Below are 12,831 nucleotides of genomic sequence, written 5' to 3' on the forward strand. Positions count from 1 at the left end.
GTCCCTCCTTATCCTAACAGTTCTTCTACAGACTTACCACGTAGTTTTGCAACTTCTTCTGCACGTTTTAGGTTAGCTAAACCGTTAAGAGTTGCACGTACCATGTTAATTGGAGTATTTGAACCTAAAGATTTAGATAGAATATCACTTACGCCAGCTAATTCTAATACCGCACGAACTGGACCACCAGCGATAACTCCCGTACCTTCAGAAGCAGGTTTCAAGAAAATTTGACCTGCACCAAATTGTCCAAGGATTTCGTGTGGAATTGTAGTACCAACCATAGGTACAGTGATTAAGTTTTTCTTCGCATCTTCAATTGCTTTACGGATTGCATCTGGTACCTCTTGTGCTTTACCAGTACCAAATCCAACATGACCGTTTTTGTCACCAACTACTACTAAAGCAGCAAAGCGGAAACGACGTCCACCTTTAACAACTTTAGCTACGCGGTTAACGGTAACAACACGTTCTTCAAGCTCTAATTTATTTGGATCAATACGACGCATGATTTTCCCTCCTTTTACAATTAGAATTGTAATCCAGCTTCACGAGCAGCGTCAGCTAAAGCTTTTACGCGACCATGATATAAATAACCGCCACGATCGAATACTACTTCTTTCACGCCATTTTCTACTGCGCGTTTAGCAACTAATTCGCCAACTTTTGTAGCAGCTTCAACGTTACTAGTACTTTCTAAAGAAAGATCTTTATCTAAAGTAGACGCACTAGCGATTGTTACTGAATTTAAATCGTCAATGACTTGTGCATAAATATGTTGGTTAGAACGGTACACGTTTAAACGTGGACGAGTTGCAGTACCAGACAATTTAGCACGAACACGAGCATGTCTTTTCTTACGAACTTTGTTCTTATCTTGCTTCGTGATCATTTCGGTCACTCCTTTCTTTTACCTAACTGGCATTACTTCTTAGCAGTTTTACCTTCTTTACGACGAACATATTCACCTTCATAACGAATACCTTTACCTTTGTAAGGCTCTGGTGGGCGAACGTCACGGATATTTGCAGCTAATGCACCTACACGCTCTTTATCGATACCTTTAATAACAATTTTAGTTTGAGAAGGAACCTCAACTTCGATACCTTGCTCTGGAGTGATCTCAACTGGATGAGAGTATCCAACACTCAATACTAATTTGCTACCAGATTTTTGCGCACGGTAACCAACACCGACTAATTCTAAACCACGTTCGAAACCATTTGTAACACCTTCAACCATGTTACCTAATAGGCTACGAGTAGTTCCGTGAAGAGCACGGTGCTCCTTGTTGTCGCTAGGACGAGTTACAACTAATACGTTATCTTCAACTTTGATTTCAATCTCAGGGTGGAATGTACGAGTCAATTCACCCTTTGGCCCTTTTACAGTTACAGTGTTGTTTTCGTTTGTAACTGTAACACTTGCAGGAAGTTCTAAAGGCTTTTTACCAACACGTGACATAACTTACACCTCCATTCACTTTAAAAACTTATTACCAAACGTATGCTAATACTTCTCCACCTGTTTGTTTTTGACGAGCTTCTTTGTCAGTTAAAACACCTTGAGAAGTAGAAACGATTGCAATTCCTAAACCGTTAAGTACACGAGGTACTTCGTTTGTTTTTGCATATACACGTAGACCAGGTTTACTGATACGTTTTAAGCCTGTAATTACACGCTCATTGTTTGCACCGTATTTTAAGAAGATACGGATGATACCTTGTTTGTTATCTTCGATGTATTCTACATCACGCACAAAACCCTCACGCTTAAGGATTTCTGCAATTTGCTTCTTAATGTTTGAAGCAGGAACTTCGATTTTTTCATGACGAACCATGTTCGCATTGCGGATACGAGTTAGTAAATCTGCAATAGGATCAGTCATTACCATATTAATTTACCTCCTTCCCAAACTTGGGTTTTACCAACTAGCTTTTTTAACACCAGGAATTTGACCTTTATAAGCAAGCTCACGGAAACAAATACGGCAAAGCTTGAATTTACGTAGTACTGAGTGTGGACGTCCACAACGTTCGCAACGTGTGTACTCTTGTACTTTGAACTTCTGCTGGCGTTTTTGCTTCGCAATCATTGATTTTTTAGCCACATTTTCGCCTCCTCTGCTTAACGTTGGCAGTTATTACTTCTGGAATGGCATACCGAACTGAGTTAAAAGCTCACGAGCTTCTTCATCAGTGTTTGCTGTTGTAACAATAACGATATCCATACCACGAACTTTACTCACTTTATCATAATCGATCTCTGGGAAGATCAATTGCTCTTTAACACCTAATGTGTAGTTTCCACGACCATCAAATGCTTTTTTAGATACTCCACGGAAATCACGTACACGTGGAAGTGAAACTGAAACTAATTTATCGAAGAACTCATACATGCGCTCGCCGCGTAAAGTTACTTTAGCACCGATTGGCATACCTTCACGTAGACGGAAACCTGCAATAGATTTCTTAGCACGAGTTACGATAGGTTTTTGACCAGTGATTTCTGCTAATTCTTCAACAGCGTTATCTAAAGCTTTTGAGTTAGAAACAGCTTCACCGATACCCATGTTAATAACGATCTTTTCGATCTTTGGCACTTGCATTACAGATTCATAATTAAACTTGCTCACTAGAGCAGGTGTAATTTCTTTTGTAAATTTCTCTTTAAGACGGTTCATGTGAACTATACCTCCCTTCACATTTCAATAATTATTTATCTAAAGTTTCACCAGATTTTTTTGCTACACGTACCTTTTTGCCGTCGATTACTTTGTAACCAACACGTGTTGGCTCACCAGATTTCGGATCTAATGGCATTACGTTAGATACGTGGATAGGTGCCTCTTGGCTAACGATTCCACCTTGTGGATTTACTTGAGAAGGTTTAGAGTGTTTTTTCACTACGTTTACGCCTTCTACAAGTACACGGTTTTTCTTTGGAAAAGCAGCAAGTACTTCGCCTTGTTTGCCTTTATCTTTACCAGAGATAACCACTACTTTGTCGCCCTTTTTTACATGCATCCTATTCGCACCTCCTTAAAAGGCATTTTGTTTTTATTCATTAATATATAATTAGATAACTTCTGGAGCTAAAGATACGATCTTCATGAAGTTGTTGTCACGTAATTCACGAGCAACTGGTCCAAAGATACGAGTACCACGTGGACTCTTATCGTCACGGATGATTACGCAAGCATTTTCGTCAAAACGGATATATGAACCGTCGTTACGACGAACACCGCGTTTTGTACGTACTACTACTGCTCTAACAACGTCACCTTTTTTAACAACGCCTCCTGGTGTTGCTTGTTTCACCGTACAAACGATAACATCACCAATATTAGCTGTCTTACGACCAGAACCACCTAATACTTTGATAGTAAGTACTTCACGCGCACCAGAGTTGTCTGCAACTTTTAAACGAGATTCTTGTTGAATCATGTACGAAACCTCCCTTCGGATGAATCATTCTTATCCGATCTGTCTTTCACTATTAGATAATAACAGCTTCTTCTACAACTTCTACTAGACGGAAACGTTTAGTAGCTGATAACGGACGAGTTTCCATGATTTTCACGATATCGCCCACTTTAGCTGTGTTATTCTCATCGTGAGCTTTGAACTTTTTTGAGTACTTTACACGTTTACCGTAAAGCGAATGCTTTTTGTATGTTTCTACAAGAACAGTAACAGTCTTATCCATTTTGTCAGAAACTACGCGGCCAGTGTAAACTTTACGTTGATTGCGTTCACTCATTCTGAAAGCCTCCTCTCAGACTTATTATTTATTAGCAGCGATCTCTCTTTCACGAACTACAGTCTTCATGCGAGCAATCGCTTTGCGTACTTCGCGAATACGAGTAGTATTCTCTAATTGTCCAGTCGCTAATTGGAAACGAAGGTTGAATAACTCTTCTTTTAAAGCTTTAACTTTTTGTTCAATTTCGGCAGTGGTAAGGTCACGAATTTCATTAGCTTTCATTAGATTCACCACCAATTTCTTCACGTTTTACAAACTTACACTTTACTGGTAGCTTGTGAGCTGCTAAACGTAATGCTTCACGAGCAACTTCTTCAGATACGCCTGAGATTTCAAACATTACTTTACCAGGCTTAACAACAGCTACCCAACCTTCAGGTGCACCTTTACCAGAACCCATGCGCACTTCTAGTGGTTTAGCAGTATAAGGTTTAGAAGGGAAAATTTTAATCCATACTTTACCGCCACGTTTCATGTAACGAGTCATAGCGATACGAGCAGATTCGATTTGACGGTTTGTAATCCAAGAAGCTTCTAAAGCTTGTAAACCGAACTCACCGAAGTGTACTTCAGTACCACCTTTTGCACGTCCTCGCATTTTTCCGCGGTGTTCGCGACGATATTTAACGCGTTTTGGCAATAACATTATTATTTTCCTCCTTCCTCAGATTTCTTTTTAGTAGGAAGGACTTCTCCACGATAGATCCATACTTTCACGCCAAGCTTACCGTAAGTTGTATCTGCTTCAGCATGAGCATAATCGATATCAGCGCGAAGTGTATGAAGTGGAACTGTACCTTCACTATAGTATTCAGAGCGAGCAATGTCAGCTCCGCCTAGACGACCAGATACCATTGTTTTGATACCTTGTGCACCAGCACGCATTGTGCGTTGAATTGATTGCTTTTGCGCACGACGGAATGATACACGATTTTCAAGTTGACGAGCGATGTTTTCAGCAACAAGCTTAGCATCTAAGTCAGCTCTTTTAATTTCTAAAATGTTGATGTGTACACGCTTGCCTGTTAATTGGTTAAGAGCTTTACGAAGTGCTTCAACTTCAGTACCACCTTTACCAATTACCATACCAGGTTTTGCAGTGTGGATCGTTACGTTTAAACGGTTAGCAGCACGTTCGATTTCTACTTTAGAAACAGCTGCATCGTTAAGACGTTTAGCGATATATTCACGTACTTTTAAGTCTTCATGTAATAAGTCAGCATAGTCTTTACCAGCGAACCATCTTGATTCCCAATCACGGATGATGCCGACGCGTAGACCAACTGGATTTACCTTTTGACCCATGAATTATCCCTCCTTCTTTTCTGATACCACGATTGTAATGTGGCTTGTGCGTTTGTTAATTTGGCTTGCACGACCTTGAGCACGTGGACGGAAACGTTTTAAAGTTGGACCTTCGTCAACAAAAACTTCAGAAACAACTAAGTTGTTAGCGTCCATTTCATAATTGTGTTCTGCATTGGCAATAGCAGATTTTAATAGTTTCTCAACAACCGGAGAAGCAGCCTTAGGCGTGTGAAGTAGCACTGCTAATGCTTCACCCACTTGCTTACCTCGAATTAAATCTACAACTAAACGAACTTTACGAGGAGCAATACGTACTGTTCTCGCAACAGCTTTAGCTTGCATTTAAAAGCCTCCTCTCATATTAGCGTCTTGTTTTCTTATCGTCACTTGCGTGACCTTTATAAGTACGAGTTGGTGCGAATTCACCAAGTTTATGACCTACCATATCTTCAGTTACATAAACAGGTACATGTTTACGACCGTCATATACAGCAATAGTGTGACCAATGAATTGAGGAAAAATAGTTGAACGACGAGACCAAGTCTTAACAACTTGTTTGCTGTCTGTTTCATTTAACTTCTCAATTTTATTAATTAAGTGTCCATCAACAAAAGGTCCTTTTTTTAAGCTGCGACCCATAAGTGAACCTCCCTTCGTGATTGTTCTACGGTTCGCTTGAACCGTAGCTCAATCCCGTTATTTTTTACGACGACGAACGATAAATTTATCGGATTTATTTTTCTTCTTACGAGTTTTAAATCCAAGTGTTGGTTTGCCCCATGGACTCATTGGAGACTTACGTCCGATAGGTGAACGTCCTTCACCACCACCGTGTGGGTGATCATTAGGGTTCATTACAGAACCACGAACAGTTGGACGAATACCTAACCAACGAGAACGACCAGCTTTACCAATGTTGATTAGTTCGTGTTGTTCATTACCTACTTGACCTACAGTAGCGCGGCAAGTAGCTAGGATCATGCGAACTTCACCAGAAGTTAAACGTACTAATACGTATTTACCTTCTTTACCAAGTACTTGTGCAGAAGCACCCGCTGAACGTACTAATTGTCCACCTTTACCTGGTTTTAATTCGATGTTGTGTACTACTGTACCAACAGGAATGTTTGCTAGTGGAAGAGCGTTACCTACTTTAATGTCAGCTTCAGTACCTGACATAACTTCCATACCTACTTTAAGGTTTTTAGGAGCAAGAATGTAACGTTTTTCACCATCAGCATAATTGATTAATGCGATGTTTGCTGAACGGTTTGGATCATACTCGACTGTAGCAACGCGTCCAGGTATTCCATCTTTATCACGTTTAAAGTCGATGATACGGTATTGACGTTTGTGCCCACCACCTTGGTGACGAACAGTGATTTTACCTTGGTTGTTACGACCACCTTTGCGTGTAACAGGTGCAAGTAACGATTTTTCTGGTTTGTCAGTAGTGATTTCAGCGAAATCTGAAACCGACATACCACGACGACCATTTGAGGTTGGTTTGTACTTTTTAATCGCCATCTCAATTTCCCTCCTTCTCTATTAATCTTAAGCTTCGAAGAATTCGATTTCGTTGCTTTCTTGAGTTAGCGTTACTACCGCTTTACGACGACGGTTTGTAAGACCGCTATAACGACCTACACGTTTGAATTTACCTTTGTAGTTCATGATGTTTACTTTTTCAACTTTTACGTCAAAGATTCTTTCGATCGCATCTTTAACTTCAGTTTTATTAGCTTTTACATCAACTTCAAAAGTGTATTTCTTCTCAGTCATTAAGTCTGTTGAACGTTCTGTAATTACGGGGCGCTTAATAATATCACGAGGATCTTTCATTATGCAAGCACCTCCTCTACTTTTTCAACTGCGTCTTTAGTGATTACAAGCTTATCGTGATTAACAACGTCTAATACGCTTAATCCGTTAGCTGTAACAACTGTTACACCAGGAATGTTACGTGCTGAAAGTGCAACATTTTCGTTAAGATCAGCAGTTACTACTAATGCTTTGCGCTCTACTGTTAGGTTTTTAAGAACTGCTACCATCTCTTTTGTTTTTGGAGCATCAAAAGATAAAGCTTCAAGTACAACAATGCTGTTATCTTGAACTTTTGTAGATAAAGCAGACTTAATAGCTAAACGACGAACTTTTTTAGGTAATTTGTAGCTATAGCTTCTTGGAACTGGACCAAATACTACGCCACCACCACGCCATTGTGGAGAACGGATAGATCCTTGACGTGCACGACCAGTACCTTTTTGACGCCATGGCTTACGACCACCACCACGTACTTCAGAACGATTTTTTACTTTAGAAGTACCTTGACGCATCGCTGCACGTTGCATGATGATTGCATCAAAAAGTACTTTGTTATTAGGTTCGATACCGAATACGGCATCTTGTAATTCGATTTCACCAACGTTTTTACCGTCTTGGTTAAACAATGCTACTTTTGGCATTGGTTATTCCTCCTTTCTCGAAGAATTATTATTTAGATTTAACCGCAGATTTCACAGTTACTAGAGATTTTCTAGCTCCTGGCACGTTACCTTTTACTAATAAAAGGTTGCGTTCTACGTCAACTTTTACGATTGATAAGTTTTGAACTGTAATGCGCTCTCCACCCATGCGTCCTGGTAATAATTTACCTTTGAATACGCGGTTTGGAGCAACAGGACCCATTGAACCTGGGCGACGGTGGTAACGAGAACCGTGAGACATTGGTCCACGAGATTGTCCGTGGCGTTTAATAGCACCTTGGAAACCTTTACCTTTTGAAACTCCTGTTACATCGATTACATCGCCTTCTGCGAAAATATCAACCTTGACTTCTTGACCAACTTCATATTCTGAAGCGTTCACTCCGCGTAACTCACGGATGAAGCGCTTAGGAGCAGTATTAGCTTTAGAAGCGTGTCCTTTAGCAGGTTTGTTAGATAATTTCTCACGAATATCTTCAAAACCTAATTGGATTGCTTCGTAACTGTCTGTCTCAGCGTTTTTAACTTGAAGAACTACGTTTGGAGTAGCTTCAATTACTGTTACAGGGATTAAATCACCGTTTTCAGCGAATACTTGAGTCATACCGATCTTTCTTCCTAAGATTCCTTTGGCCATTAGTCACACCTCCTAAGTATGTCTTCATTCTTTATTTTAAATTAAAGTTTAATTTCGATATCTACACCAGATGGTAAATCTAAACGCATTAATGAATCAACAGTTTGTGGTGTTGGATTCACGATATCAATTAAGCGTTTATGCGTGCGCATTTCGAATTGCTCACGAGAATCTTTATATTTGTGCACAGCACGTAGAATTGTATAAACTGATTTCTCAGTTGGTAACGGAATCGGACCAGATACTGTAGCGCCAGAGCGTTTAGCAGTTTCTACGATTTTCTCAGCTGATTGATCAAGAATTCTGTGATCGTATGCTTTTAAACGAATGCGAATTTTTTCTTTTGCCATTATTTTCCCTCCTTTTTCGCCTATCTTTCTAAATAGACATTCTCCGCGGAAATTTCCCCACACTCGCCATGGCAAAGCGGCCGGGTGTGTCGGCAACCTTCCGCATCATCGCAGTCAAAGACCAACATTCTTATTGTACTAAAAATGGGTCGGTATTGCAACAGTCTTTTATATAAAATATAAAACTTTTTTTCTGTTGCGCACTTTTTTCATTATATATAAAACAAATACACAATGCAAGTGTAATCATAAATTCTCTATTTACCTTTTATGACCAAAAAAAAGAAGCAGGAAATCCTGCTTCTTTTTTAAAGAGTAAAAGATTACTCAGTGATTGTAGCTACAACGCCAGCGCCTACTGTACGTCCACCTTCACGGATTGAGAATTTAGTACCTTCTTCAATCGCGATTGGAGCAATAAGTTCAACAGTCATTTCGATGTTGTCGCCAGGCATTACCATTTCTACGCCTTCTGGTAAGTTACAAATACCAGTTACATCAGTTGTACGGAAGTAGAACTGAGGACGGTAGTTGCTGAAGAATGGAGTGTGACGTCCACCTTCTTCTTTAGAAAGAACGTATACTTCAGCTTTGAATTTAGTGTGTGGAGTGATTGTACCTGGTTTAGCTAGTACTTGTCCACGTTGGATATCTTCACGAGAAACACCGCGAAGTAAAGCACCGATGTTGTCACCAGCTTCAGCATAGTCAAGAAGCTTACGGAACATTTCTACACCAGTTACAGTAGTAGATTTTGATTCTTCAGCTAAACCGATGATGTCTACAACGTCACCAACTTTAACTTGTCCACGCTCAACACGACCAGTAGCAACTGTACCACGACCAGTGATTGAGAATACGTCCTCAACTGGCATCATGAATGGTTTTTCAGTGTCACGCTCTGGAGTTGGGATGTACTCATCAACAGCGTCCATAAGCTCGATGATTTTAGCTTCCCAATCAGCATCTCCTTCAAGAGCTTTAAGAGCAGAACCTTTGATTACCGGTACATCGTCACCTGGGAAGTCGTATTCAGAAAGAAGGTCACGTACTTCCATTTCTACTAATTCAAGTAACTCTTCGTCGTCTACCATGTCACATTTGTTTAAGAATACAACTAGGTATGGAACACCTACTTGACGAGAAAGAAGGATGTGCTCACGAGTTTGTGGCATTGGGCCATCAGCAGCAGATACTACTAAGATACCGCCATCCATTTGTGCAGCACCAGTGATCATGTTTTTAACGTAGTCAGCATGTCCTGGGCAGTCAACGTGTGCATAGTGACGAGTGTCAGTTTCATACTCAACGTGTGCAGTTGAGATTGTGATTCCACGCTCGCGCTCTTCTGGAGCAGCGTCGATCATGTCATAAGCCATAGCTGCACCTTTACCGCTTTTCTTAGCAAGTACAGTAGTGATAGCAGCTGTTAAAGTTGTTTTACCATGGTCAACGTGACCAATTGTACCAATATTGGCATGTGTTTTTGAACGGTCGAATTTTTCTTTACCCATTCGTAACGCCTCCTTAATTTCTTATAATGTAAATTTATGAGGCCGTGAAAAGGAATCAACTCCACTTTCACAGCGTACATAAGTAGTTATACTTTAATAAAGAGTGAAAATCAATTATTCACCTTTATTTTTTTTAATAATTTCTTCTGAAATAGACTTTGGTACTTCTTCATAATGATCAAAGTGCATTGAGTAGTTTCCACGACCTTGAGTATTAGAACGTAATGCAGTTGCATAACCAAACATTTCAGAAAGTGGTACGAATGCGCGTACTACTTGAGCGTTTCCGCGAGCTTCCATACCTTCTACACGTCCACGACGAGAAGTGATGTCACCCATGATGTCACCTAAGTACTCATCAGGAATTACAACTTCAACTTTCATCATTGGCTCAAGAATAACTGGGTTACATTTTGAAACTGCGTTTTTAAGTGCCATAGAAGCAGCAATTTTAAACGCCATCTCACTTGAGTCAACGTCATGGTAAGAACCGTCTACTAAAGCAGCTTTAACATCGATTACTGGGTAACCTGCTAATACACCGTTTTGAAGTGCATCTTCAAGACCAGCTTGAACTGCAGGGATGTATTCACGTGGAACTACACCACCAACAATTTTGTTTTCGAATTCGAAGCCTTTACCTTCTTCGTTCGGTTCAAACTCAATCCAAACGTGACCGAATTGTCCACGACCACCAGATTGACGTGCAAATTTACCTTCAACTTTCGCAGAACCGCGGAAAGTTTCACGGTATGCTACTTGAGGAGCACCAACGTTAGCTTCTACTTTGAACTCGCGACGCATACGGTCAACGATGATATCTAAGTGAAGTTCACCCATACCAGAGATGATGATTTGACCAGTCTCTGTGTTAGTTTCCGCACGGAAAGTTGGATCTTCTTCTTGTAGTTTTTGAAGAGCAGTTGTCATCTTATCTTGGTCAGCTTTTGACTTAGGCTCAACAGATAATGAAATAACTGGCTCTGGGAACTCCATAGACTCAAGAATAACAAGATTCTTTTCATCACATAAAGTGTCACCAGTAGTAGTATCTTTCAAACCTACAGCAGCAGCGATATCTCCAGCATATACAGCTGAAATCTCTTCACGAGAGTTAGCATGCATTTGTAGGATACGTCCTACACGCTCACGCTTACCTTTTGTAGAGTTCTGTACATAAGAACCAGAGTTAAGAATTCCAGAATATACGCGGAAGAATGTTAATTTCCCTACGTATGGATCTGTCATTACTTTAAACGCTAAAGCTGAGAATGGAGCGTCGTCGCTAGATGGACGTACAACTTCTTCATCAGTATCAGGAGTGATACCTTTGATTGCTGGTACATCTGTTGGAGCTGGTAAGTAATCTATTACCGAGTTCAACATTAATTGTACACCTTTGTTTTTGAACGCTGATCCACAAAGAACTGGGAAGAATTCAACGTCACAAGTACCTTTACGGATAGCAGCTTTTAGTTCTTCAACGCTAAGCTCGCCTTCTTCAAGATACTTCATCATTAATTCTTCATCAAGTTCTGCAGCAGCTTCTACAAGTTTAGCATTATATTCTTCAGCTAATTCTTTGTATTCTTCTGGGATCTCAATTTCTTGAATATCAGTTCCTAGGTCATTACCGTAGTGGTAAGCTTTCATTTCCACTAAGTCAATGATTCCCGTGAATTGATCTTCAGCACCGATTGGCAATTGGATTGGGTGAGCATTTGCACCTAAACGATCATGAATCGTTTTAACAGAGTACAAGAAGTCAGCACCGATTTTATCCATTTTGTTTACGAATACTACACGCGGTACACCGTATGTAGTAGCCTGACGCCATACAGTTTCTGTTTGAGGCTCAACACCAGATTGAGCATCAAGAACTGCCACCGCACCATCAAGTACACGAAGTGAACGTTCAACTTCTACAGTGAAGTCTACGTGTCCAGGAGTATCGATGATGTTAACACGGTGACCTTTCCAAGAAGCAGTTGTTGCAGCAGACGTGATTGTAATACCACGCTCTTGCTCCTGCTCCATCCAGTCCATTTGGGAAGCTCCTTCATGAGTTTCACCAATTTTATGGATACGACCAGTATAATAAAGAACACGCTCAGTTGTTGTTGTTTTACCAGCATCAATATGAGCCATGATACCAATATTACGAGTGTTTTCTAAGGAGAACTCTCTTGCCATGTTAGGTATTTCTCCTTCCATATTATAATTATAATTAGTTTTTTAAGTTGATTCGTTAAAAGATTACCAACGGTAGTGAGCAAACGCTTTGTTCGCTTCTGCCATTTTATGAGTATCTTCACGTTTCTTAACTGCAGCACCAGTGTTGTTAGCTGCGTCAAGGATTTCGTTAGCTAAACGCTCTTCCATCGTTTTTTCTCCACGAAGACGAGCATAGTTTACTAACCAACGAAGACCTAGAGTTGTACGACGCTCTGGACGTACTTCTACAGGAACTTGGTAGTTAGAACCCCCTACACGGCGTGCTCTAACTTCTAATACAGGCATGATGTTTTTAAGAGCTTGGTCGAATACTTCCATAGCTTCTTTACCACTGCGCTCTTGTACTAGATCGAATGCTCTATAAAGAATAGCTTGTGATTTACCGCGCTTTCCATCAAGCATCATTTTGTTGATTAAGCGTGATACAAGCTTTGAATTGTAAATTGGATCTGGTAATACGTCTCTCTTTGCAACAGGACCCTTACGTGGCATTCTAATTTCCTCCTTTCACTTATGAGAATAATTCTATTTGTTG

The 12,831-nt window shown here is 40.3% G+C and carries 22 protein-coding genes; all 22 read right to left on the minus strand.

Translation table 11 applies throughout. The features are described from left to right. Positions 1–8: 8 nt before the first annotated feature. The 22 genes from rpsE to rpsG all read right to left on the minus strand — a co-directional run bounded on the left by rpsE (position 9) and on the right by rpsG (position 12,788). Positions 9–509, minus strand: a complete 501-nt coding sequence (gene rpsE / locus BFL01S_RS02355) for a 30S ribosomal protein S5 (RefSeq protein ID WP_025909742.1) — start codon at positions 507–509, stop codon at positions 9–11. Positions 510–529: 20 nt separating this feature from the next. Further along, the gene (rplR, locus tag BFL01S_RS02360) at positions 530–892 is read right to left on the minus strand and encodes a 50S ribosomal protein L18 (RefSeq protein ID WP_025909741.1); all 363 of its coding nucleotides are present in this window, start codon (positions 890–892) and stop codon (positions 530–532) included. A 32-nt stretch (positions 893–924) separates the two neighbouring features. Continuing rightward, positions 925–1,464 carry a 50S ribosomal protein L6 gene (gene rplF / locus BFL01S_RS02365; protein WP_025909740.1) on the minus strand — a complete coding sequence of 180 codons (540 nt, stop codon included), beginning with the start codon at positions 1,462–1,464 and terminating at the stop codon, positions 925–927. A gap of 31 nt (positions 1,465–1,495) precedes the next feature. Next, on the minus strand, positions 1,496–1,894 hold the full coding sequence (gene rpsH, locus BFL01S_RS02370) for a 30S ribosomal protein S8 (RefSeq protein WP_025909739.1): 399 nt from the start codon (positions 1,892–1,894) through the stop codon (positions 1,496–1,498). 30 nt (positions 1,895–1,924) lie between these two features. Then, on the minus strand, positions 1,925–2,110 hold the full coding sequence (locus BFL01S_RS02375; RefSeq protein WP_025909738.1) for a type Z 30S ribosomal protein S14: 186 nt from the start codon (positions 2,108–2,110) through the stop codon (positions 1,925–1,927). Between the two features lie 33 nt (positions 2,111–2,143). Beyond that, positions 2,144–2,683 (minus strand): 50S ribosomal protein L5, encoded by a 540-nt coding sequence (gene rplE, locus BFL01S_RS02380; RefSeq protein ID WP_061784775.1) that lies wholly within the window; start codon positions 2,681–2,683, stop codon positions 2,144–2,146. A gap of 31 nt (positions 2,684–2,714) precedes the next feature. After that, positions 2,715–3,026 carry a 50S ribosomal protein L24 gene (gene rplX, locus BFL01S_RS02385; RefSeq protein ID WP_025909736.1) on the minus strand — a complete coding sequence of 104 codons (312 nt, stop codon included), beginning with the start codon at positions 3,024–3,026 and terminating at the stop codon, positions 2,715–2,717. Positions 3,027–3,077: 51 nt separating this feature from the next. Beyond that, positions 3,078–3,446: a 50S ribosomal protein L14 gene (gene rplN, locus BFL01S_RS02390; protein ID WP_025909735.1), complete on the minus strand. Its 369-nt coding sequence runs from the start codon at positions 3,444–3,446 to the stop codon at positions 3,078–3,080. A 52-nt stretch (positions 3,447–3,498) separates the two neighbouring features. Next, a complete protein-coding gene (gene rpsQ / locus BFL01S_RS02395) occupies positions 3,499–3,762 on the minus strand; it encodes a 30S ribosomal protein S17 (protein ID WP_025909734.1) in 264 nt (87 codons plus the stop codon). A gap of 24 nt (positions 3,763–3,786) precedes the next feature. Then, on the minus strand, positions 3,787–3,987 hold the full coding sequence (gene rpmC, locus BFL01S_RS02400; RefSeq protein ID WP_025909733.1) for a 50S ribosomal protein L29: 201 nt from the start codon (positions 3,985–3,987) through the stop codon (positions 3,787–3,789). Beyond that, positions 3,977–4,411, minus strand: a complete 435-nt coding sequence (gene rplP / locus BFL01S_RS02405; protein ID WP_025909732.1) for a 50S ribosomal protein L16 — start codon at positions 4,409–4,411, stop codon at positions 3,977–3,979. The genes rpmC and rplP overlap by 11 nt, the downstream gene beginning before the upstream one ends. Positions 4,412–4,413: 2 nt before the next feature. Beyond that, on the minus strand, positions 4,414–5,070 hold the full coding sequence (rpsC, locus tag BFL01S_RS02410) for a 30S ribosomal protein S3 (protein ID WP_025909731.1): 657 nt from the start codon (positions 5,068–5,070) through the stop codon (positions 4,414–4,416). A 3-nt stretch (positions 5,071–5,073) separates the two neighbouring features. Beyond that, positions 5,074–5,415: a 50S ribosomal protein L22 gene (gene rplV / locus BFL01S_RS02415; protein ID WP_025909730.1), complete on the minus strand. Its 342-nt coding sequence runs from the start codon at positions 5,413–5,415 to the stop codon at positions 5,074–5,076. Positions 5,416–5,434: 19 nt separating this feature from the next. Further along, positions 5,435–5,713: a 30S ribosomal protein S19 gene (rpsS, locus tag BFL01S_RS02420; protein WP_025909729.1), complete on the minus strand. Its 279-nt coding sequence runs from the start codon at positions 5,711–5,713 to the stop codon at positions 5,435–5,437. Positions 5,714–5,770: 57 nt separating this feature from the next. Continuing rightward, positions 5,771–6,601, minus strand: a complete 831-nt coding sequence (gene rplB / locus BFL01S_RS02425; RefSeq protein ID WP_025909728.1) for a 50S ribosomal protein L2 — start codon at positions 6,599–6,601, stop codon at positions 5,771–5,773. 27 nt (positions 6,602–6,628) lie between these two features. Further along, a complete protein-coding gene (gene rplW, locus BFL01S_RS02430) occupies positions 6,629–6,916 on the minus strand; it encodes a 50S ribosomal protein L23 (protein WP_061784776.1) in 288 nt (95 codons plus the stop codon). Further along, entirely contained in the window at positions 6,916–7,539 is a 624-nt protein-coding gene (gene rplD, locus BFL01S_RS02435; protein WP_025909726.1) for a 50S ribosomal protein L4, read from the minus strand. Before rplD ends, rplW begins: the two co-directional genes overlap by 1 nt. A 28-nt stretch (positions 7,540–7,567) precedes the next feature. After that, positions 7,568–8,197, minus strand: coding sequence for a 50S ribosomal protein L3 (gene rplC, locus BFL01S_RS02440; protein WP_025909725.1), 630 nt, complete (start codon positions 8,195–8,197; stop codon positions 7,568–7,570). 41 nt (positions 8,198–8,238) lie between these two features. Beyond that, a complete protein-coding gene (gene rpsJ / locus BFL01S_RS02445; RefSeq protein ID WP_061784777.1) occupies positions 8,239–8,547 on the minus strand; it encodes a 30S ribosomal protein S10 in 309 nt (102 codons plus the stop codon). Positions 8,548–8,870: 323 nt separating this feature from the next. Then, positions 8,871–10,061 carry an elongation factor Tu gene (tuf, locus tag BFL01S_RS02450; RefSeq protein ID WP_025909723.1) on the minus strand — a complete coding sequence of 397 codons (1,191 nt, stop codon included), beginning with the start codon at positions 10,059–10,061 and terminating at the stop codon, positions 8,871–8,873. A gap of 114 nt (positions 10,062–10,175) precedes the next feature. After that, positions 10,176–12,254, minus strand: a complete 2,079-nt coding sequence (gene fusA, locus BFL01S_RS02455) for an elongation factor G (RefSeq protein ID WP_025909722.1) — start codon at positions 12,252–12,254, stop codon at positions 10,176–10,178. Between the two features lie 63 nt (positions 12,255–12,317). After that, positions 12,318–12,788 carry a 30S ribosomal protein S7 gene (gene rpsG, locus BFL01S_RS02460; RefSeq protein WP_013054923.1) on the minus strand — a complete coding sequence of 157 codons (471 nt, stop codon included), beginning with the start codon at positions 12,786–12,788 and terminating at the stop codon, positions 12,318–12,320. Between the last annotated feature and the right edge of the window lie 43 nt (positions 12,789–12,831).

Source organism: Priestia flexa NBRC 15715, from assembly GCF_001591565.1.
Taxonomy (GTDB): Bacteria; Bacillota; Bacilli; order Bacillales; family Bacillaceae_H; genus Priestia; species Priestia flexa.